The organism is Novipirellula caenicola, from assembly GCF_039545035.1.
GTDB classification, from domain to species: Bacteria; Planctomycetota; Planctomycetia; order Pirellulales; family Pirellulaceae; genus Novipirellula; species Novipirellula caenicola.
Window position 1 is genome coordinate 884398 of the sequence record NZ_BAABRO010000001.1, and the last position, 22687, is coordinate 907084.

Consider the following 22687-nt stretch of genomic DNA (forward strand, 5'->3'; position numbering starts at 1 on the left):
TAACTTTTTCATGCTGCTGCTGCGGTTAAGCCAAAAGCAGGTTCATCGAATTTGCGTCCGAGAATAACTCGTCAACGTCGCCTAGCGAGCCTGCCGATTCAGTCTTGGGTTTCTCTGATTGCAGGTCGATTTTTGACGTCCACAGGGCAAGTACACGATCAATCGAAACCAGTTTCTTGCCTTGCGGTGACAGCGGAAGCAGAGGCGGTTCTAGTGGCACCCGCAGCAAGTCGTTCGTCCCCGCAGTGTTAGGCAGGCCCCAAGTGTCAGCGAGGGGAATGCGTGATGACATCGTGGTGATCTGCGATGCGGTGGGGGTGGGTTCATGGTCAGGACTGACGGTGTCGACGAAAAACTGCGACGAGTCCAACGGACTAAGACTCGCAGTGGGTTTCGAAGCGATGTCCGATGTGGTTACCGCAATCGTCTGGGCGTTCACTTGTTCCTGGGGTGCTTCCAGTGTCGCCTCTACCACATGGATCGCGTCGAGCGACTGAGTGATGCCGCCGGATGCGCCGCTATAAAGCAGTTCGATCGAGCATGCGGTTTCGGTGCCAATGCTGGTAAGCCTGCACGCCAAAACATCGCTACCGGTACCGCCAACACCGCCAGCGGCTACCGTGCCAAGCGTTGTTACGTAAAGCGTTTCGCTGTCACTCGATAACGAGATCCCCGTCAAATTCTCACTTGTCGATGTCAGTTCGACATCGGATCCGTCGAAATAAAGCTGCCAACTTCCGGACGTGTTTTCACCAAGGTTGGTTGGCGTAAATTGCAAAACATCCGCACTCGTCCCACTGACACCCGCGACCGAATAATTCCCGCTGGTGCTTAGCATTAAACTGCCATTGGGACCGAGGCTGATTGCGTCGACATCTTCATAATAGGACGTCAACCCAACGTCCGATCCGTCAAAATACCACTCGAACTGCCCCGCGGTGTCATGCCCCGTCGTGCTGGGAATGAACCGCACAATATCGGGGCGTTCCACCGTTCCGAGTCCATCAATCGCGGTAGACGCATTGAAGCTGATCAGAATGCTGCCATCGTCTTGCAGTACAAAGGCATCCACGTCGGTGCCGATGCCGACATCCGATCCATCAAACAGCAGTTTCAAAGCGCCCGTACGTGTATCGTGATAGAAGATATCTTCATCGGAGATCGTCATATCGGCGACCGAAACCCCATTGACCGCACTCATATAGATCACGTGCTGTCCAAAAACTTCGTTGCCGGTAAAGCTTCCAAGTTGGATACCATCGAACACCAAGTCACTCGCAATGCCGTGAAGGCTGCCGTCAAATTCTTCGGCAACAAGACAACTTGTTTGCTCACCAAACGATTCGACCGTACAGGTGGCGATGTCAATTGCTTCGACAGCAACCCCGCCAAACGAAAAACCGCTTTCCGATGAAAGATGAAGATCGTTGTTGGTCGGGTCGACAGAAACGCCGCTAATGTTGGCATCGGTTAATCCCACATCAGATCCGTCAAAGTACATCGCCCAATCGCCGATCGTATTCGCGCCAAAGGCACCTTGGTTGAGCACCAGCAAATCTTCCTTTGCAGCGGAGATACCAGAAAGAGTCAAGTCGCCCAGCAAGCTGATCAGTAATCGTCCATCGGGTGTCATACTGATCGCATCGACATCGCCGCTGGTAGGACTGAGTCCGACATCGGATCCATCAAAGAACCACTCGAAACTTCCTGCGGTTAGCACGCCGTGTTGCGTTGGGATGAATTGGACAATGTCGCTGTCGCGGACGAGACCGAGGTCGCCAACTTGGGAATTGGTGTCAAAGCTAAACAGGATGCTGCCATCGGGTTGGATAAGAAAGGCATTGATATCGTAGGCAGTCAGACCTACTTTCGAACCGTCAAAATAGAGTGACCACTCGTTCGTCGTTCCATCGAACGCCAGGATGTCTTCGTCGGCAAACGGGATGTCCGCGATCACCCCGCTACCCGTGAAACTGACAAAGGTCACGTTGTTTTCTGACGCTTCGCCGAGCACCAGCGAAGTGACCGTCGCCGCGTTATTCTGCTCGTTCAAATCCGCCAAGTCCGATGTGACGGTGGCCGTGTTGCTCAGCGTTCCTGTTTCGGACGTGGCGATCGTCAGGGTGACTTGTCGCGTTTGACCGCTGGCGATATCGCCGAGTTCCCAGTTCACTGCACCATCGGTGATCGCAAATACGTCCGAGGATGAAACCAAGTCAACCGACGATGCAAGTGGACTAATCAATTGGACCCCGGTGGCGACTTCGGGACCATGGTTGGTGATCGAAAACAGATAGGTCAGCTCGTCGCCGACCGTGATCGTTTCAGCAGCCCCGCTAATCGCAAGACTCAGGTCTGCATGCGGAGGGTCAACGTGCGTCGACTCACTGGCATCGTTGTTGGCAAGCATCAAATCAAGCGTGTCCGACGCTACGCTCGCATGACTCTCCAGCTGCCCTGCTTGTGTTGCGATGACGTCGATGCTGACGTCGATGCTCGTGCCAACAGCAAGATCACCAAGTTCGAACTCGACGATCCCGCTGTCGTGTTGACCGTCCGATGTGGCCGAGACAAATTGGGTTCCGGTCGGCAAAACGCTGCTTAAGGTTACGCCGACCGCGGGCTCAGGACCAAGATTGGTCACCGTCAAGTTGTAGCGGAAGCTGTCGCCGACCAGGACAGGATCTGCAGAGTCGTCAAGGGTGACCAGCAGATCCGCTTGAGGTGGATTCACCTCGGTCGTTTCCATCGAGGTATTGTTAGAAGCGTCGGGATCCTCGGTGCCGGAGGTCACATCGACGGAGTTGGTCAACGTGCCGGTGTCGGCAGTCAAAACTTCGACATCAATCGCGCGACTGCTGCCGACGTCCAGATCCCCAAGCGTGTAGGTCAACGTTCCGCCGGAGAAGGAATAGGGCAGCGACGTCGAGACCAGTTCAACGTTCGCCGGCAAAGTTTCGGTCACGACCACGTCGACCGCTGGCTGTGGCCCGTCGTTGCGGACCGTGATTTGGTACGTCACCGTATCACCGGCAGTGACAGGGTCGGCAGCATCGGATTGGGTGACCACCAAATCGGCAAGCACCGGATGGACCACCACGGTGGCCGAGCGGGTGTCGTTCGCCGAAACGCGATCTTCGCTATCGCTGCTGACGCTAGCGGTGTTGACCAGGGTGGCTGGCTGGGATGTCGCAACGATGATCTCCAATGGCACGATATCGCCGCTGCCGATGTCCCCCAGATCAAAGGTCAGCACTCCCGAGTCAAGCGTATACGATGGCGATGCACTGACGAACGACGCCTGCGGCGGCAATACGTTACTGAGAACGACGTTTTCCGCGGTAGCGGGGCCGTGATTGGTGAGCGTCAAAGCAAAACGAACTTGATCGCCAACGACAACCGGTTCGGAAGGGCCGCTGATTACAACTGCAAGATCGACGCCGCTTAAGTCCGATGGAATGACGACGTGCAACGCATCGGGCGATTGGGAAAATCCGTTGGCAGCAGCCGAGTACAGGGCGGATACCTCACATGTGGTGTCATCGCCCACCGTGCCGTCGCTGCAAGTGAGAACGTCGGTGCCAAGACCGCTGAAGGTGGGTGTTGCGACACGCCCAAGCGTAGTGAAGTAGATTTGTCCTGTGATCGGATGTGTTGAAACGCCCGTGATGTCCTCGGTCGACGATGTCATCGCCAAATCCGAACCATCGAAATGCAATTGCCAACTTCCCACGGTGTCAGAGCCCAACGAAGTGGCATGGAATTTCAGCAGATCGGCATCGGTACCGCTGACGCCTTCGACGCTGTAGGGCCCACTCACACTAACGATCAAGTTGCCATCGGGATCCAAACTGATTGCATCGACATCTTCGTAATAGGTGGTCAGTCCGACGTCGGACCCATCAAAATAGAATTCAAAATCACCATCCGTATGCTCGCCGGTTGACGTTGGGATAAAACGAACAATGTCCGGCGGAAGCACCGAACCGACCCCTGCGACCGCAGTGGTCGTATTAAAACTCATCAGCATGCTGCCGTCATCGAGCAAGTGAAAGGCATTGACGTCGGTGTTGATGCCAACGTCGGAACCATCGAACAGTAGCTGCCAGGCACCGGTGCGAGTGTCGTGGTAGACAATGTCTTCGTCAGCAACGTAAAAGCCACCGGCATTCAAATTGCTTGCCGGGCTCATATAGATCACTTCGCTAGCGAAGACTTCGTTGCCAGTGAATTTCCCGATTTGCAGGCCATCGAATGATTGGTCATCGGTCACACGGTGGGCGGATCCATCGAAGCCCTCACTCAACATCGAGGGCGACTGGTTACCGACCGAATTCAGTATGGTGAAGACATCGTTGCTGCTAATCTCGACTCCGTCAATTGAAAAGAGGTCTGCGGCAGTGACGTACAACTCGCTCGTAAAATTGTCGACCGATAGCCCCTGGACATTGTTGCCATCAAATCCAACATCGGATCCGTCAAGATACACCTCCCATTCACCGGACGAGTCGGCTCCATAGACCGGGTGATTGAGCACCAGCAGATCATCGCCGCTGAGAGAAATATTGGGGAAATTGTAGTTCCCCAACAAACTGACCAGCAATTGTCCGTCGGTCGTGAAGCCAATGGAATCGATGTCACCGCTGGTTGGTGCCAATCCTACATCGGATCCATCCAAGAACCATTCAAAGTTGCCCGCCGTCAAACTGCCATGCGAATTGGGAAGGAACTTGACGATATCGGAATCGCGAACCAGCCCCAAATTGCCGATACGCATGTTTGCATCAAAGCTAAGTAGAATGCTGCCATCGTCTTGAATGTGAAAAGCGTCAATATCGGCGCCCGCTAATCCGACGATCGACCCATCGAAGTACAGCGACCATCGATCGTTGGTGCGGTCGTACGCGAGAATATCCTCGTCGTCATAGGGAATGTCATCGACGCGGCCGCTGGTTGAAAAACTGACGAAGACGATGTCGGCCGTACCGGCGGGCCCCCCCACCGTTGTCGCCGCGATGCTTGCGTTGTTTGACGTCTCAGGGTCGAGCGTGTCGGAGGTCACCGTCGCTGTACTTAGTTTCTGGCCAGACTCGGTCGCGGTGACGACGAACTCGAACGCTACCGCCGCACCAGAATCCAAGTCACCGATTTCGCAAGTGATGATACCCGTTGCGTAGGAACAGGACGGTGACGCGGAAACGAACTGGACGCCGGCAGGTAGCAAGTTTGTCAGAACAACATTTTCTGCCGGGTAGGGGCCGTTGTTAGTTACCGTTGCGTGATAGGTGATATCGTCCCCAAGGTTGACTCGGTTTTCCGTGGCGGCCAACGTCAGCACTAGGTCTGCCAAAATCTCGTCCACTTGGGTCGTTTCGACGTCGACGTTGTTCGCTAAATTGGGGTCGAGCGTTTGCGATGTGACGGTCACCGTGTTGTTGAGCTCACCCGCAGCGGTCGTCGCCACTTCGATCTGAAGCTCCACTGTTTGTCCGTTGGCCAAGTCACCAAGGTCGCAGGTGATTTCGCCGCCATCATGCGAGCATGCGGGGGACGCGGAAACGAACTGCACGTTTGCCGGCAACGTGCTGGTCAGCTCGACGTCGAGAGCCGGCTTAGGACCGTCGTTGCTGACCGACACGGTGTAGACGAGACTGTCGCCAACGACAACCGGATCGATTGAATCACGGATCGTGACTGTCACATCGGCTTGTGGCGGATTAGGGTTGACCGTCAAATTGAACGTGTCGGAAACCGATACACCCGCTTGGTCCGTTGCGGTGACCTCGATAGCGGTGGTGCCGACATCAACTTCGCTTGGTGTGCCCGTGAACGTTGCGGTCGTCGGATCGAACGTCAACCATGCTGGTAGACTTTGATCCCCCTCGACCGGCTTCGCTGTGACCTTGTAAATCGATGATAGGGTCGCGACATACAATTCACCATTCTGATCCGCTCCGATACTGATGATCATTTCCGAAAACGGATTGCCGCCGACAACATTGGGCTCCGAAATCAACCATCCCTCTGCTTGTTCGTCGAGGATCATGATGCGGCCGGTGAAATCCGCAAACACGTAGCGTTCGGTCAGTGATGGATAATCGCTGCCACGATAGATGTGGCCGCCGATGACCGAAACGCCGACGTCGGGATTGACGTATTGCGCAATCGGATCGATCAGATTTCCGGGATCAGGATCGTTGGGGGTATAGGGCTGCGTGCCTTCGCGAATACGCCATCCGTAATTACCTCCGCTGACAACCAGATTGACTTCTTCAAAGGCTTTTTCACCGACATCGCCGACAAATATTCGATCGGGGCTCGCCGCTCCTGCGGGTCCGTCATCGATCGAAAAACGATACGGATTTCGAAATCCAAGAGCATAGATTTCCTCCCGCACGTTCGCTTCGCCAACAAACGGATTGTCCGCCGGAATGCCGTAGGTCCCCCCCGGGCCATTGGTGCCATCGACATCAATACGAAGGATCTTGCCAAGCAGTAAATTCCGATTCTGGGCATTGTTGTCTGGATCGCCACTGCCGCCAAAAGCTCCATCGCCGATGCTGATGTAGAGCATCTGGTCGTCTGGGCCGAAGACGAGATCACCGCCATTGTGGCCCGGTGGTAGATCAAATCGCAGCCGAACCACCTCCGAACCGGCATCCGCGATGTTCGGATCGTCCGTCGACACCGTGAATTCCGAAACCACCCCGTCATGTTCGCCACCTAACGTCGCCGCTCCGGTGTAATGGACAAAGAATCTGCCTTCACCGGACGCTCCTACGGTGGCGTACTCCGGATGGAAAGCCAGTCCCAGCAAACCACGATCACCGCTGGAGGTAACCTGGGAACGAATGTCGAGAAACGGCGTCGGCAAGATCTCTCCGTTTTCGACGATGTGAATCATGCCTCGCTTTTCGACGACGAACAAACGGCCTGACTCGTCACCAGCATGGGTCACCACCACCGGAGTATCGAATCCGGAAACGATCGGTTCAAGTTCCAGCGTCGGATCGTCCGACCGACTTGCGGAGTAAGAAAACGAATCGCCGACGTCAATGTCGGCAAACGCATCCGAGACGGCGAGGTTTAGCGAATCGTCCGCTGGGATCGCTTGATCAAGAATGGGAACGGCGACAAAGGGTGAATCGTTTGTGTTGTTGACCGTCAATGCAAACGTGTCCGTCACACTTGCGAATCCAGGGTCCGCCGCCCTTACTTCGATCGCAAGCGTACCGACATCGTCGTTGCCCGGAGTTCCGCTGATCACGCCGGAGTTAGAGTTGATCGAGATCCAACTTGGCAACGCTCCTCCACCTTCGCGGCTGATCGAATAGGTTAATGCATCACCGTCGGGATCACTGAAGTAGCCGGAGACGTCCAAGCTAAACAGGCTGTCTTCGTCGACCGTGGCGTCAGGAATCGTGCTATCCAGCACGGGGTATTCATTGGAAAATGGGATGGTCCGCGCCACGGCAAACGCTTGGCCGCGAATATGCAACGTGTAGGTGGTTGACGTGCCGCCGTCGTGCCGCAATGTTCGCCATTCGGTTGGATCCGTATCCAACATCACCCAGTCACCGGTCAGATAGACTTCGCCCGACTCGGTGTTCGCCGAAACGCTCTCGATTCGCCAAGGAATCCGACCATCGGCATCGGTGATCATTCCCCAGTCGGTGACCACACCGTCTGGGTCATCAATGTGAACGCTGTACAGATGAAGCCGTTCACCGGTATCTGAATTTGGATCCCAATATTCGCCGTTGCCTTGAACCGCATTGATCTTGGGATCGTGCGAACCATCGTTGCGGCGGACGAAGTAGACGATCCCGTCGCTGTACGTCATCCCCAGGTGGCTGCCGCCGATCCATGCCACCTCACGAAACGCATCGCTAAGGTCGCCATCGAGGCTCTTGCTGGCGTCAAACTCCCATAGCGAGCCGCCGGACCGCGAGGCGAAGGGAGCCAAGCGGTCGTGCATCGTGAACAAAAATCGTTCATCATCAATTGATTGCCCCCATCGCCACCAACTGGCATCCTGGTAAGCGGACAACTCATCGGGATCCTCCGCGCTTGTCATGGCCGGAAGCGCGCCGGGGAACACATCAATGGTGCCAGTCGCCGCGCGGCCCACGAACAATCGGTCCACGCCGCCGATCATTGATACCCAAGCGTCGCCGCGAGCATCGACGTGCATCGCAAATGCACCTTGAATCGAGTTGAGGTCAGGTGTCAGAGCCCCGAAGTCCTGCATCACGCCAGTTGCGATCTCGGTGCGGAACAAGTGTGCCCCGGAGACGGCGGCGTCGGCGGCGGCCCAGGGTGACGCAATCGACCACAAGTATTGTCCATCCGGGCTGATCGCAACGGCCGAATAAGTGGAATAACGTGGGACCGGAATGCCGAAATTGACAAAGTTCGGCGTGCCTGATTCGATGCTGCCTAACTGATACCCGAACAAATGGGCTCCGGTATAAGCATGCAAAGCTTCATCCCAGTAATTTCCGACAAACGTCGATGTGTACAGCCATCCGTTGGACTCCACAATCGGACTGTGCAGCTTTCCCTGCGGTACTTGAGTAAGTGGATCTTCGCCCAAAATTGCACTGACATTCGGACCAACTTGACGGACATTGCCGGTGCTTGGGTCGTATTGAAAGAAGAGCCCCGCGGCATCGTGTGCGTGAGTCGATGAGGCGAAGTAGACCTTGCCGTCCGAGGCAACAGTCGAACCTTGCCATTGTCCATCAAGCTTCGCTTCAAATGGATTCAGCGGAAACAGGTCGACGACCGTCTCGTTGGTGACGGTCAACGTAAATAGGTCCGAGGCAAAGTTGCCTCCGTCGTCAATCGCAAAGACCTCCAGTGCAATTGCCCCAAGTTCAACGGCAGTTCCCGAGATGATCCCCGAACTCGCGTCGATGCTAATCCAATCCGGAATCACCCCGCCTGCTTGCGGGGCAAGCGTATAGGTTAGGGGGCGATTCTCAGGATCCTGAAAAATGGAGGAAGCATCAATCTGAAGTTCCACGTTGCGGCTGATCTGTTGATCTTCCAAGTCCGCGATCACTGTGGGTTCTTGGTTCACTGGTTCCACCGTCAACTGGAACACTTCGCTGACCGATTCCCCCGCGATGTCAGTCGCAGTCAACTCGATCTCGATCGTGCCGACGTCCGCCGCGGTGGGCGTTCCTTTTAGATAAACTTCGTTTTCATCATTGCGACTCAAATCGAGCCACGTCGGTAATGGTTGCCCGTTGGTTTGTTGCCCTGAAAACGTGACAACGTCATACGGATCCGGATCGCGAATCGCTCGTCGACTAACATAGGCATAGTTCTGATTGAGCGTGATGTTTTCGGCCAGCGACCCGCCACCGATGTAGTATTGCCACGCCCCTTCGAACCCTTCCCTTGACGCCGCGCCGTTGTTGAAGGAGATGTTGCCTTCCAAAATATAGTTCTTGAGACTGGCCGAACTCGAACCAAAGATTTTGATGCCGTGCCGGTACTGGTTGAAAAGAATGTTGTTGGCGAATCGACGGTCTTCGTCCTCGTTCTGGGAATAGATCCCATGTCCGTGCTCGAAGCTCGGGCCGGACCAACCGTTGTTGTAGATCAGTGATCCATAGACCTCGCCGCCATCGGCGCGGGACCAAAAGCCAAGTCCCTTATTGAGATCGTGGATTTCCCAGTTGATCAGTTTGACGTGGTCACCAAACACGTTGATGTTGCCACGATTGATGTCGTCGGGCCACGACCCAACGTTGAAAGTCGTTCGAGCCGAGAGGTCACTCGAAAAAATCTCGAGCCCCTGGTAGTGCGTGTATTGGCCTTCGATCGTCAGGATCTCGCTGGTCCGAGGCGATCCATTATTCAAATCGATGACCACGTCTTCGCCTGGCCTCGCACGCACCCAAATCGGATCCGCTTCGGTGCCGGATAAATGGCTGGTAAAGGCCCCCACGTACGTTCCGCCGGTGATCCAGATGGTATCACCAGGTGAAACGGCTTGCGGATGGCTCATTGCCGTCGCTATATCCCAAGGGTTCTGAAGACTTCCGTCACCCTGTGGCGTCCCTTCGGGCGAAACGAAGAACTCGTTTCCCGTCGCAGGAACCGGGGCCGCGTCGGACACGATCAAGAAACTGCCAAATTCCTTGTCGACGACAAGCGGCGCAACGGGGTCCGCCCCGATCGGAATGGGCGAAGCCACATCGGTCATCGGCAGTGACACGGATGCGCCGTTATAGACTCCAGCGAGGACCGGCGCCCCGTCAAGATCCAGCACGTTGTAGATCTCGTAATTCGCTCCCACATCCACCACTGTGGATAGATCCAAATTGACATGGTCAAGCCGGTCCCAATTGTAAACGACCGCGTGCCCCCGTCCCGATTCGTATTCATTCGGATGGACGGTCACCAGCGTACCGCTGATCGTGTTGGCAAGCGTGCTGGAGGCGTCGAATCCAGTTTGCGATTTCCATTGCTCAAACGACTCAAATCCGCCTTCGATGATGAAGGGGGACTCGGCGTCAGTGACGTACGTGTTGTTGTCCCACGTGTACTCGTCAAGGGCCGCTCCCGACTCGCTGATCTGGGCCGCATACCATGGGCTCTCGGTAAAAACCGTGTTGCCGGTGAACGTGACATCTTGCCATGAGCCCAGGAAATTCACATTGCTGGCGAAGTAGTTATCGGTCGCAGCGAAACCATTTCCGCCAACGCCATATCCAAACACCACGTACCCGGTCGGCTGCAGATCATACTCAAACGGGATTCCGGCCTCGGTCCTCAAGTCCGCGATGGGGCTGAAAATGGCCGGCGGACTGTTTGCCAGCAGCAGACGAGGTTCAAGCTGCTCGATGATTTTGCGTCGTTTGAAACGCGTTTGATTCCTCGATTCCGTGCCCCGTACAAGCAATCGCTTCATTAACATGCGTCGGCTCCTGCGGCTGGCAAGCCTCTTGCGGACCTCGAATATGCCCGAGCACCCGGAACCCCACACATGCAGAACGCCAACCACCCCGACAGAGACGCCCCTCATCGTACCATCTCTGTAGCCTGGGGCACGCCATTTCCGTTTGGCGACTCTTCCAACCGGTCACATGCCCAAGATTTGCCCTGCGCCGCCTCGCGAAAATCTACCTTTTTTCGGGCGTCACCGCCCACAACAATAAGCAACTTGGCCTTCGGTAATGGAAAATCATTGCCGACTGTCTACTTGATTTTGTCGCGTATACTAAGCGACGCACTACCGGTAGGCAAAAAGATGGGGGGCAAAAAGTTGCAGACTGAAAGTCCATCTGCGGTGTCCCATTTTCCTGCCCCTCACATTTTCCTGCCCAATTCAGTAACCGACGTTACGCTCGGTAAAACAACGCCGCGGCTCACTCGATCCTTGTTTCCACCACGTCTATCAAACGCCGGATAGCCGGCGGGCAGGAAGATGGGATGGGCAGGAAAATATTAAAAATGCTACCCCATCGTGCAGAGTCTCATCTTTTTGCCACTCATGTTTTTGCCTTATTCACGAGCCAAGGCTGACACCTGCGAGGTGACGCTGCGGATCACTCGCATCGTTGTTCCGCGACATCCACGATGCGCCGTACCGCAGGCAGGCAAAAAGATGGGGGGGCAAAAAGCTGCAGACTGAAAGTCCATCTGCGGTGTCCCATTTTCCTGCCCCTCACATTTTCCTGCCCTATTCAGTAACCGACATTACGCTCGGTAAAACAACGCCGCGGCTCACTCGATTCTTGTTTCCGCCACGTCCATCCAACGCCGGATAGACGGCGGGCAGGAAGATGGGCTGGGCAGGAAAATATTAAAAATGCCACCCCACCGTGCGGAGTCCCACCTTTTTGCCACTTATGTTTTTGCCGTATTTCAGTTGCCAAGGCTGACACCAGTGAGCTGACGCTGCGGATCACTCGCATCGTTGTTCCGCGACATCCGCCAAGCGCCGTACCGCAGGCAGGCAAAAAGATGGGGGGCAAAAAGATGCAGACTGAAAGTCCATCTGCGGTGTCCCATTTTCCTGCCCCTTACATTTTCCTGCCCTATTCAGTAACCGACGTTACGCTCGGTAAAACAACGCTGCGGCTCGCTCGATTCTTGTTTCCACCACGTCTATCAAACGCCGGATAGCCGGCGGGCAGGAAGATGGGATGGGCAGGAAAATATTAAAAGTGCCACCCCATCGTGTAGAGTCTCATCTTTTTGCCACTCATGTTTTTGCCGTATTCACGAGCCAAGGCTGACACCTGCGAGGTGACGCTGCGGATCACTCGACTCACAATTCCGCGACATCCACCAAGCGCCGTACAGCAGGTAGGCAAAAAGATGGAAGGCAAAAAGATTTAGTAAACAGGACCAATGTACGATATCTTATTTTCCTGCCCCTTACATTTTCCTGCCCAATTCAGTAACCGACATTACGCTCGGTAAAACAACGCCGCGGCTCACTCGATCCTTGTTTCCACCACGTCTATCAAACGCCGGATAGCCGGCGGGCAGGAAGATGGGCTGGGCAGGAAAATATTAAAAGTGCCAACTCATCGTGCAGAGTCTCATCTTTTTGCCACTCATGTTTTTGCCGTATTCACGAGCCAAGGCTGACACCTGCGAGGTGACGCTGCGGATCACTCGCATCGTTGTTCCGCGACATCCGCCAAGCGCCGTACCGCAGGCAGGCAAAAAGATGGGGGGCAAAAAGCTGCAGACTGAAAGTCCATCTGCGGTGTCCCATTTTCCTGCCCCTCACATTTTCCTGCCCTATTCAGTAACCGACGTTACGCTCGGTAAAACAACGCCGCGGCTCACTCGATTCTTGTTTCCGCCACGTCCATCAAACGCCTGATGACTGGCGGGCAGGAAGATGGGGAACCGTACCTGCACGCGTCTAGTTCCTCACGGATGTCAGTCGTTATGTTTCGTCCACTGCTTGAATTCCGCTGCGAGTGGCTTGGTCGTGGTTCGCTAAGCCCGGATCGACCACCGCATGAGCACTGAAACAGCACTCCGACTCGCCAAATAGACGCTCTACAGAAAGACACGCACAGAGCCCCCAAACTTTTCACCGGCGTGCCACTGGCTAAGGCGATTTCTCGACAAAAACCTTCAGTCGATCGAGGGCGTCTTCCCATTGGCGGCCGATCGCGTCGAGTGTCTGTGCGGCAGACTGGATCGCTTTGGGTTCGACGCGGAACAGTTGTTCGCGGCCGCGACGAACAGCGGTCACGAGCTCGACACCTTCGAGAATCTGCAGATGCTTGCGAATCGCTTGTCGCGTTTGCGGACGGCCTTCGGCGAGCTGGGTGATCGAGCAGGCGCAGCCCTCACCGAGCTGGAACAACAACGACAGACGTGTCGGATCGCCCAACGCCGAAAATAAGTCTGCTTGAGCCGCGATGTGTTTTGCGACTTTAGTCCGTGTGGTTGCTGACATAGCGTTCAATGTTCTTCATCTGTTCGGTCCAACCGCCTTCATTCATCCGATACGCTTCGCTACGTCTCGCCTCTGGAATTCGATCAAATCCGGACTCAACCACCTTCAGAAGGGTTCCGGATTCGGTCGGTTCGAGCGTGAACTCGACGGTCGTCGGGGGCTCGCGCGAGTAGTCGACATCGGGCTCGATCGCGTAGGGATGCCAGAGGAAGGCAAATCGATCCATCGGATGGATTGCGATCACCTCGACTTCCATTCGAACGTGTTCGTAGCCGGGATAGGTGATTTGCCCAAACGACTTTTCACCGACCACAAACGGTCGCTCTAGATTGACACCGAACCATTGACTAAACGCGACATGATCCGTAAGCGCATGCCACACCTTCTCGATCGGTGCTGGCAAATCAATCTGTTTTTCAATTCGATCCGACATGCTTTCCGTCATCGAAGCCTCTCGCAAAAAAACTGTTGTGCAACCGCATGGTTGCATGTTAGAATTTCCCGCCGGATCGTCAAGTTGAAAAGTGAAAAATGATTGAGATGTCGAAATCGCTTCCCGCCGTTCGATCAATGACAAACGTTATCCACCCTGCCCACTCACACTGGAGTTCACGATGAAATTGTTAATGGTTCGCTCGCTCGTGGCTGGACTGCTCGTCATGGCCGGAAATCTGTTGGCACAGCAAGCGGAACCGATGCCCAAGCCAACCGCAGAGCATCAATGGCTGGAAAGGTTGTCAGGCGAGTGGTCGACGGACGCAGAGTGCAAAATGGGGCCTGATCAGCCTGAGGTTCAATGCATCGGTTCACTCTCGTCGCGGATGGTCGGCGGCTTTTGGCTGCTTCTTGAGATGAAGAGCGAGATCGCAGGACACACGATGACCGGCATCCAAACGATCGGATTTGACGTCGGCAAAGACAAGTTCGTCGGCACCTGGATCGATTCCTCGAGTTCGTTCATGTGGAAATATGAAGGATCACTCGACAAAGATAAAACAAAACTGACGCTCGAAGCTGAGGGTCCGAACTTCTTCAAGGAAGGAGAGACGGCAACGTTTCGTGATACCTACGAGTTCAAATCGGATGACGAGTTTGCGATGAAGTCTCAAATGCAAGGCGAAGATGGCCGGTGGATCACGTTCATGACGGGAACGGCAACGCGGCGGAACTAGCAACGTGATAAGTCGCCAGTCAAGCGGCCACAAAAACATGTAGCCATTGTTGAAGATCCGATCGATGGCGCTTCGCATGAACGCCTCGGTGAACGATCGTTTTCGCCCTTTGAGTTTTCGCGATACGCTCGTCTCCTGAACCGATTTCGCGGAATTCATTCGTAGTCCGCCGAACATGCCCCTCGATGTGCAGAGTCCCATCTTTTTGCCGTTCATCTTTTTGCCTTGTTCAACAGTCACGGCTGGCCTCGACATTAAAAAGCCGCAGCTCGATCGAATTGTGGTTCGGCGACATCCACCAAGCGCCACACCGCAAGTACGGCAAAAAGATGGAGGGCAAAAACATTCAGAAAGCAGGAGCATGCGGCGGTATCCCATTTTCATGCCCCCTCCATTTTCCTGCCCAATTAAGTAGCCAACGCGGTCCTCGGTGACACGACGCAGCTGCTCACTCGATTTTTGTTTCCGCCACGTCCATCAAACGCCGGATAGCCAGCGGGCAGGAAAATATCCAGATTGCAGGACCACCCTGCGGTGTCCCATCTTTTTGCCCTACATGTTTTTGCCTTGTTCAACAGTCACGGCTGGCCTCGACATTAAAAGGCCGCAGCTCGATCGAATCGTGGTTCGGCGACATCCACCAAGCGCCACACCGCAAGTACGGCAAAAAGATTAAGGGCAAAAAGATTAAGAAACCAGAATCATCGGGCGGTACTCCATTTTCCTGCCCCCTCCATTTTCCTGCCCAATCCAGTAACCAACGCTGTCCTCGGCAACACGACGCCGCTGCTGACTCGATCCTTGTTTCCACCACGTCTATCAATCGCCGGATGACCGGCGGGCAGGAAGATGGGATGGGCAGGAAAACATTAAAAATGCCAACCCATCGTGCAGAGTCTCATCTTTTTGCCACTCATGTTTTTGCCGTATTTCAGTTGCCAAGGCTGACACCAGTGAGATGCCTTCGCTGCTCGATCGAATCGTGGTTCGGCGACATCCACTAAGCGCCACACCGCAGGGACGGCAAAAAGATTAAGAAACCAGAACCATCCTGCGGTATCCCATTTTCCTGCCCCTTACATTTTCCTGCCCAATCCAGTAGCCAACGCAGCCCCCGGCAACACGACGCAGCTGCTCACTCGATTTTTGTTTCCGCCACGTCCATCAAACGCCGGATAGCCGGCGGGCAGGAAAATGAGTGGGGCAGGAAAATATCCAGACTGCAGGACCACTCGGCGGTGTCCCATCTTTTTGCCACTCATGTTTTTGCCATATTCCAGTTGCCGAGGCTGACACCAGGGAGGTGAAACTGCGGGCCTCTCAAATCTTCGTTCCGCGACATCCGCCGAGCGCCGTACCGCAAGTAGGCAAAAAGATCGAGGGCAAAAAAATTATGATGACGGGAGCATTCGGCAGTATCCCATCTTTCTGCCCCCTCCATTTTCCTGCCCTATTAAGTGGCCAACGCGGTCCTTGGTGACACAACGCCGCGGCTCACTCGATTCTTGTATCCGCGACGTCCATCAAACGCCGGATAGCCGGCGGGCAGGAAGATGAGTGGGGCAGGAAAATGTCCAGATTGCAGCACCACTCGGCAGTATCCCATCTTTTTGCCACTCATGTTTTTGTCAAAAATCAACGACCAACGCTTTCCTCGACATCGCATGTCCATGCGTGGGGATATCACACTTTGTTGATTGAAACGCGATCTATTCGGCCGTATGAACGCTGAGATTATTTGCCTTGTCCACAGACGCCTCTCAGAAGAAGTCGCGTTTGCAGAATGAAACAAACGGATTGGGACGCTCGTTTAAGTAGAAAAACCAATCTCCCAATCGCCGCTTTGGAAAGTGCAAAATCTTCGTTCTTTGTTCGATGATCATTCCGCCCGATGTCAAACCGTAGTCTCCGGTGCGTGATACAATCGCTTGCAGTTAATCATGCACTACTACTGCGCAACAGGTTAAATGAAACATGCTGAATCTTGCATTCCGATGCTTATCGCTTGCTGTGATGTTGATCGCGGTCCCCGTTCATGCGGCAAACGTCTTGCGGTTTCCCAGAGAGTCGGTCGGGTCAATTTCGATTTGTCCCGAGAAATCCGCTGTTTATGGTGAAGCGAGTTTTAACAAGTCTGCCAGCAATCGATGGCAAGTCCTCGGTCCCGCCGCAGGCGATGTGGAGATCCCAGAAGGATCTGTCGTCCGGTTGGAAATCTCAAACGTGCAAGCAAACAATCTGGATTGGCTCAGTGAATTGCCACATGATCGGATTACCGACGTGCGCACCAAAAATTTCTCGTTGGGCGATGACGGATTTAGGCAGCTGACACGTTTTACCAGTCTGCGACACCTGTCAGTGACGAATGGAGGGCTCACCTCGGAAATTGCGTCAGACCTTCCTCGACTTAGCCAATTGCAATATCTATGGCTGGGATCGAACGAGCAATTAACGGACGACGCGATGGCTGCGATTGCCGCACTACCAAACTTGCACTCGATCGGCCTCGACCACACAGGAGTGACCGATGCAGGACTCGAGACGCTGTCGCGTAGTTCATCGCTGAGAGCCATTCATGCGGGCTTCACGCAAGTCACAGATTCCGGAATCGCGAATCTTGCATCACTTGGAAACTTGCGGACGCTAAATCTGTACGCGGGTGATCCTGAGTTTCGCGGCGATGCTCCACATCCTTCGATCACCGATGTCGGTCTTGCCCAGCTAAAGCAGTTTCCCAATCTGGAGGAACTCGATGTCACTGGATCCGAGATCACAGGGAGCGGACTCGAACGTCTTGCCCTCGATTGTCCCAAGTTGCGACGTTTGGTGGTCAGCCACTGCGGCCTCTCACCGGACGAATTGCGTCACATTGGATTGTTCAAACAGTTGGAACAGTTTCGATGCTACGGAACCGCTCTAGAGGACTCCGTCGTCAAGCAATTTGGGGCTCTCACAAACTTACGTCAGCTCGCTGGAGAGCTGCAGGTTAGTAACGAAGGAATTGAGGCTCTATCCGCCTTACCAAACCTTGAGGAGATGGTAATTTCCGGCAAGTGTGACGATTCATGCATGGCGTCGGTCGCTGCGATGCCCTGCCTACGGGATCTTACTGTTGCTCACACTCGAATCACGAATGCAGGATTTGCATTGCTTGCCGATAACACGAAGCTTGAACATGTACAGATCATCGGAAATCGAATCACGACACGATGCATCGACACGCTGGCAACCATGCCGAATCTGCGGCGACTTGGACTGATGGCGGTAAAACCGAGAAACGGTGGCGAACCGGCTTGGAAAAATCTTGAATCGCTAACTCCATCGCTTTCAGAATTATGGCTAATGGGTTGTCCCAGTTTGGAGGAATCCGACTTCGCAAAACTTGCCCAGTTCCGAGATCTGAAAACACTTCGAATTGAAGGCGGCCGTGCTATCACTGACGAACACGTAAAACACCTTAAATCACTTAATAAACTCGATTATCTTCAACTCACAAGCACAGTCATCACTGACGAAGGAGTGATCGAGATTATGGCGCTGCCGGCGCTTCGCAGACTTCGAATCAATTGCCTTGCGACCGAGGAAGGATTAGAGGCATTGGCTCGGGCCCCAAGCATTCGATACGTGACAATCGGATCACCCAATTTGACAGATGAGATCGTGCAGCGTGTTCACGACCGTCACCCTCAAGTGACGACAATGCGGCGGACTGAATCCTCGCCCCCCAGCCTCCCACTCTCTCGCGCCAAGAACAACACTGACAGGTTTTGGCGAATAGGGACCGAAAAGGAGCGAGTGAAGCTCAACGCTCTCGAAGGTGCGATGGCTCCTAAATTGACTGTCACGGATTGGTTGAACAGCGACCATCCTCTTGACTTGGCTGAGCTTCAGGGGCGGGTGGTCATGATTAAGTTCTGGGGAACATGGTGTGGGCCGTGCCGGAGACAAATGCCAAACGTACGAGGATTACACGAAAAATATGCGGAACGCGGTCTCGTGATTGTTGGTCTCCATTCCACCAAAGCAGCGGAGAGGGCAAGTGAGTATATCGAAGCGAACGATCTCTCTTGGGCAATCGGACTTGACGATAAAGGTCAAACGGCGACCGAGTATGCAGTACCGCATTGGCCATCATTCTATCTGGTCGACCGAAACGGTGTGCTCCGAATTGCCAATCCCTCGATGGACGATCTTGAAGCAGCAGTGGTGGCGTTACTTAACGAGTGATCCGGCGATATCAACCAAGTGCCGTTCCGCAGGTACGGCAAAAAGATGGAGGGCAAAAACATTAAGAAGACCGGAGCATTCGGCGGTACCCCATTTTCCTGCCCCCTCCATTTTCCTGCCCAATCCAGTAACCAACGCAGCCCCCGGCAACACGACGCAGCAGCTCACTCGATTCTTGTTTCGCCACGTCCACCAATCGCCGGATGACCGGCAGGCAGGAAGATGAGTGGGGCAGGAAAATATTCAGCGTGCAGGACCATCGTGCAGAGTCCCATCTTTTTGCCACTCATGTTTTTGCCATATTCCAGTTGCCGAGGCTGACACCAGCGAGCTGAAACTTCGGGCCTCTCGAATCTTCGTTCCGCGACATCCGCCAAGCGCCGTACCGTAGGTAGGCAAAAGATGGGGGGCAAAAAGATTAAGAGAGCAGGACCAATGTGCAGCATCCCATTTTTCTGCCCACTTCATTTTCCTGCCCACTTCAACAACTGGCAAGACGATGCCACCGAGGATCTAGATTTGCGGCAGCGTGCGGTCGGGTACGGACACTTGCGGCGAAATGTCTTCGATGGGCAGGAAGGCGTTTTTGTCAGGATTGAAACCAAACACTTCGCCCGTCTCGAACTTGTATACCCAGCCGTGCAGTTTCAGGTCGCCTCGGCCCACCGCCGCCGCGACCGACGGATGGGTTTTCAAACTCTCGAGCTGCACAAGTACGTTTTCTTCGACCGTCAGCGTCAGCCGCTTGGTCGGATCGGTGAGGTGTCCGTAGTTTTCTTCGACAATCCGGCGAGTGGCTTCGGCGTGCTGCAAGTAGGCTTTGACCGCAGGCATCTTTTCAATCGCAGCTTGGTCCAACAAACCGGCCATTGCACCGCAGTGGGAATGGCCGCAGATGATGATGTCGCGAATTTTCAGCGCCGACACCGCGTATTCAATGGTGGCCGCTTCTCCGGCAAAAACGCTTCCGTAGGGAGGAACAATGTTACCCGCGGTGCGTTGGATGAATAACTCACCAGGCTTGGTTTGCGTTAATCGGTTAGGATCGATTCGGGAATCCGAACACGTAATGAACAACGCCAGCGGGTTTTGCCCGTCGGCGAGCGTTTCAAACAGCTTTTGATCTTTACTAAACGACTCTCGTTGGAACTTGTGAATTCCGTCGACCAATTTTTGCATGACCCTGATCCTTTGATCTCAAAATAAAGCTGCCCGAATGACTCATTACAAGCAGTGTATAAAAGCTTCGCTATCTTGAGTCTAGCCGATTCTGGTCACATTCGGATACGGATTCCGTGGATTCACCTCCGCCTCTTTGCCGCGAATCTGCAAACTTCCAGCGAGGCCTTCCGCTACGCCGGACTCAAATTCGGTTCTACGTTAACGGATTTGCGCGTTTTCGATTTCGTCAAGCGTGAGGTACGCCGAAAGGATGCTCTCGCCACCGAGCTTCCTTTTCCAAGTTTCCGCTGATGGGTTGGCCGATCTTAGGATGCGCCAGTACAGCCAGAGCGGGGCCACGAAACCGACGATTCCCACGACTAACGAGAGAAACAGAGCGCTCCGATGGAGCACATCGTCAAAGCCGAGGGCGACGGCCACGGGAATCCACATCAACCACCACACAAATCCGATGATGACACCGGCGCGAAGGTAGCTCGATCGCACGCTGTCTAGCTTACCGCGAATCTCGGCAATGGATTTCGAGTAATCGATTCTGCGAATGCGAGTGCAGACCAGCAAGGCTTGAGAGATCACAATCACGCCATAGACGTGCACGATCGCTCCGTTGACAACTCGATGAGGAATCTGCGTGTTTCGTGCCCAACATTGTGCTCCGATCACTATCAGTGCGACACCAACGAATACTTGCAGCAGTTGCCATTGAAAAAGCGGCCGCAACGATCGTTCGACACGATCCATCAATTGGCGGCGGGTCAGCAACAAACGTCCGGCCAATTCCTGTTGTTCTAAAGTGGCAGAAGCGTCTTGTCCGCTCGGCACATCCGAGTTTGAATCACGAACAATCGTGGTCGCGAGCGGTGGACGCGTGGTCGACGTGATCGATTGCACGTCGGATTTAATTTGACTTGCGTGCTGATAGCGGCGCTGCGGTTCCTTTTCGAGCGTACGCAGCACGACTTCGTCGAGCCGGACATCGATTTGGACTTTTTGCGATGGTGCTGCGAAACGTCCAATCGGAAGTTCGCCAGTCAGCATTTCGTAGAAGACAACGCCCAGCGAATAGATGTCGGCTCGATGATCCACGCTGCGGGCACCTTCGAGTTGTTCGGGAGCCATGTAGCGAGGTGTCCCCATCACCTGGTGCGTTCCGGTCAGCATTTCTTGCTGGGGGTCGTTGCCGATGATTCGCGAGAGGCCGAAATCGGCGATCTTTACTGAACCGTCCTTGGCAATCAGGATGTTCTCAGGTTTGATGTCGCGGTGGACAACGCCCTTGTCGTGCGCGTACTGCAGCGCATCGCAAAGATGCGGCACAATCGCTAGTGCATGCTGGGGCGCCAATTGGCCAGCTTTGACAACATCTCGAAGCGTTGAACCATCGACAAATTCCATGAGAAAGTAGTAAGTGTCTTCGACGTGCCCGAATTCATAGACGGCCACGATGTTGGGATGACTCAGTTTCGCCAGCGTCCGAGCTTCTCGCGTGAATCGAAGTGCAAACTTGACATCATGCCCCAATTCCTCTGGCAAAATTTTCAGTGCGACCATGCGGTCTAACCCTGATTGCCGAGCCTTGTACACGGCCCCCATTCCGCCTGCGCCGATCAACTCGATGATTTCTAGCGTCGGAAAAAGCTCAGACAGACGCGCCAGGGTTGGCGGCTGAAACATCCCTGTCCGTTTGTCGGTTTCGTCGAGCGCGTCATGGATTGCAGCGGAAACCTCGGGAAATCGCTCCAGGTAATCCTGCTTGGTCGGCGTTTCACCTCGCCGCCGTCGATAGTCAATTTCCAGCACGATCAGTTCGGCGAGCAATACATTTCGCTCGGTCGCTGAGATACCCTCGGGCAGCACGGATTCGATCGTTGGCGGGTCGTTGGATTGCCACTTACGCTCAAATTCGGCGCAACGATCATCAATCTGTTCCAGGGCTGCAATCGGTAGTTTTTTCTGACGGATGTTCATTGAATTCGACTAATTCCTGCTGACATTTTTCTCGAATCAGGTGCAGACGACGCTCGATCGTCCGTTCCGAGCAGCCAAAACGCTGTGCGAGTTCCGCGTTGGATTCCCCTGCTAACTTGGCACCCGCTAAATCCCGGAGTTGCCCGACACCTAAATGAGAAAAAAGTTGCTCCACCGATTCCTGCATCATCAACACCATTTCGGGGGACGGTTCATCACCGATCGCTTCGATCACGTGTCCCTCGTCTTCGGCGTGGTCCAAAGAGTGAAGTTGGACGTTCCCTCCACGTCGTTGCCGCAGGTCATGTCTGCGTTTGTCAACCACTTTCCTTACCGCCATTCGCAGCAAGAGACGCCAAAGATCGTCTCGATCGGCCAAATCCGGGAACCGCCCGTTCTCGGCCGCCTTGTAAAAGCTGTCGAAGACACTCAGCACGATGTCTTCTTCGTCCGAGACGGCTCGGTTTTGCCCCAACAAACGGGCACGCACCGATCGCACTAAACGGTCAAAGTAGTGTTGCCAGATTTGGTTCGCGGCAGCCGAATCACCGGCCTTCACCCTCTGAATCCAGCGGCTGACATTCGTGCTTTTCGTCATGCAGGAGGTTTCAGCAATGCAAAATGAGATGAACAAAGAAGTTTCGTCCACGCAATCCTACCACATCGCAACACGCAACAACGAGACAAGCATCGC

9 protein-coding genes are annotated in these 22687 nt (G+C 54.4%); 2 read left to right on the forward strand and 7 right to left on the reverse strand.

What is annotated here, in order from left to right; translation table 11 throughout:
* Positions 1–25 precede the first annotated feature (25 nt).
* The 4 genes from ABEA92_RS02960 to ABEA92_RS02975 form a co-directional block, all read right to left on the reverse strand.
* Positions 26–10933, reverse strand: a complete 10908-nt coding sequence (locus ABEA92_RS02960) for a putative Ig domain-containing protein (protein WP_345682300.1) — start codon at positions 10931–10933, stop codon at positions 26–28.
* A 1246-nt stretch (positions 10934–12179) separates the two neighbouring features.
* The gene (locus ABEA92_RS02965) at positions 12180–12350 is read right to left on the reverse strand and encodes a hypothetical protein (RefSeq protein ID WP_345682301.1); all 171 of its coding nucleotides are present in this window, start codon (positions 12348–12350) and stop codon (positions 12180–12182) included.
* 740 nt (positions 12351–13090) lie between these two features.
* Positions 13091–13444 (reverse strand): ArsR/SmtB family transcription factor, encoded by a 354-nt coding sequence (locus ABEA92_RS02970; protein ID WP_345682302.1) that lies wholly within the window; start codon positions 13442–13444, stop codon positions 13091–13093.
* Positions 13422–13889, reverse strand: a complete 468-nt coding sequence (locus ABEA92_RS02975; RefSeq protein WP_345682303.1) for an SRPBCC family protein — start codon at positions 13887–13889, stop codon at positions 13422–13424. The genes ABEA92_RS02970 and ABEA92_RS02975 overlap by 23 nt, the downstream gene beginning before the upstream one ends.
* A 169-nt stretch (positions 13890–14058) precedes the next feature.
* Here ABEA92_RS02975 and ABEA92_RS02980 point away from each other — a divergent pair, with 169 nt between their 5' ends.
* Together ABEA92_RS02980 and ABEA92_RS02985 are read left to right on the forward strand one after the other, a co-directional pair.
* Positions 14059–14616 (forward strand): DUF1579 domain-containing protein, encoded by a 558-nt coding sequence (locus ABEA92_RS02980; protein WP_345682304.1) that lies wholly within the window; start codon positions 14059–14061, stop codon positions 14614–14616.
* 2463 nt (positions 14617–17079) lie between these two features.
* Complete coding sequence (locus tag ABEA92_RS02985; RefSeq protein WP_345682305.1) at positions 17080–18843, forward strand: redoxin domain-containing protein; 1764 nt, start codon at positions 17080–17082, stop codon at positions 18841–18843.
* Positions 18844–19356: 513 nt separating this feature from the next.
* Here ABEA92_RS02985 and ABEA92_RS02990 read toward each other — a convergent pair.
* The 3 genes from ABEA92_RS02990 to ABEA92_RS03000 all read right to left on the reverse strand — a co-directional run bounded on the left by ABEA92_RS02990 (position 19357) and on the right by ABEA92_RS03000 (position 22591).
* Complete coding sequence (locus ABEA92_RS02990) at positions 19357–20022, reverse strand: carbonic anhydrase (RefSeq protein WP_345682306.1); 666 nt, start codon at positions 20020–20022, stop codon at positions 19357–19359.
* Positions 20023–20223: 201 nt separating this feature from the next.
* The gene (locus tag ABEA92_RS02995; RefSeq protein ID WP_345682307.1) at positions 20224–21993 is read right to left on the reverse strand and encodes a serine/threonine-protein kinase; all 1770 of its coding nucleotides are present in this window, start codon (positions 21991–21993) and stop codon (positions 20224–20226) included.
* Positions 21944–22591 carry an ECF-type sigma factor gene (locus ABEA92_RS03000; protein ID WP_345682308.1) on the reverse strand — a complete coding sequence of 216 codons (648 nt, stop codon included), beginning with the start codon at positions 22589–22591 and terminating at the stop codon, positions 21944–21946. The genes ABEA92_RS02995 and ABEA92_RS03000 overlap by 50 nt, the downstream gene beginning before the upstream one ends.
* Positions 22592–22687: the final 96 nt, after the last annotated feature.

Bases quoted from the DNA above. Each gene is read 5' to 3' on its own strand.
- ABEA92_RS02995 (WP_345682307.1), bottom strand. From the start codon at position 21,993: ATGAACATCCGTCAGAAAAAACTACCGATTGCAGCCCTGGAACAGATT.
- ABEA92_RS03000 (WP_345682308.1), bottom strand. From the start codon at position 22,591: ATGACGAAAAGCACGAATGTCAGCCGCTGGATTCAGAGGGTGAAGGCC.
- ABEA92_RS02960 (WP_345682300.1), bottom strand. From the start codon at position 10,933: ATGTTAATGAAGCGATTGCTTGTACGGGGCACGGAATCGAGGAATCAA.
- ABEA92_RS02985 (WP_345682305.1), top strand. From the start codon at position 17,080: ATGGCTGCGATTGCCGCACTACCAAACTTGCACTCGATCGGCCTCGAC.
- ABEA92_RS02990 (WP_345682306.1), bottom strand. From the start codon at position 20,022: ATGCAAAAATTGGTCGACGGAATTCACAAGTTCCAACGAGAGTCGTTT.
- ABEA92_RS02980 (WP_345682304.1), top strand. From the start codon at position 14,059: ATGAAATTGTTAATGGTTCGCTCGCTCGTGGCTGGACTGCTCGTCATG.
- ABEA92_RS02975 (WP_345682303.1), bottom strand. From the start codon at position 13,889: ATGACGGAAAGCATGTCGGATCGAATTGAAAAACAGATTGATTTGCCA.
- ABEA92_RS02970 (WP_345682302.1), bottom strand. From the start codon at position 13,444: ATGTCAGCAACCACACGGACTAAAGTCGCAAAACACATCGCGGCTCAA.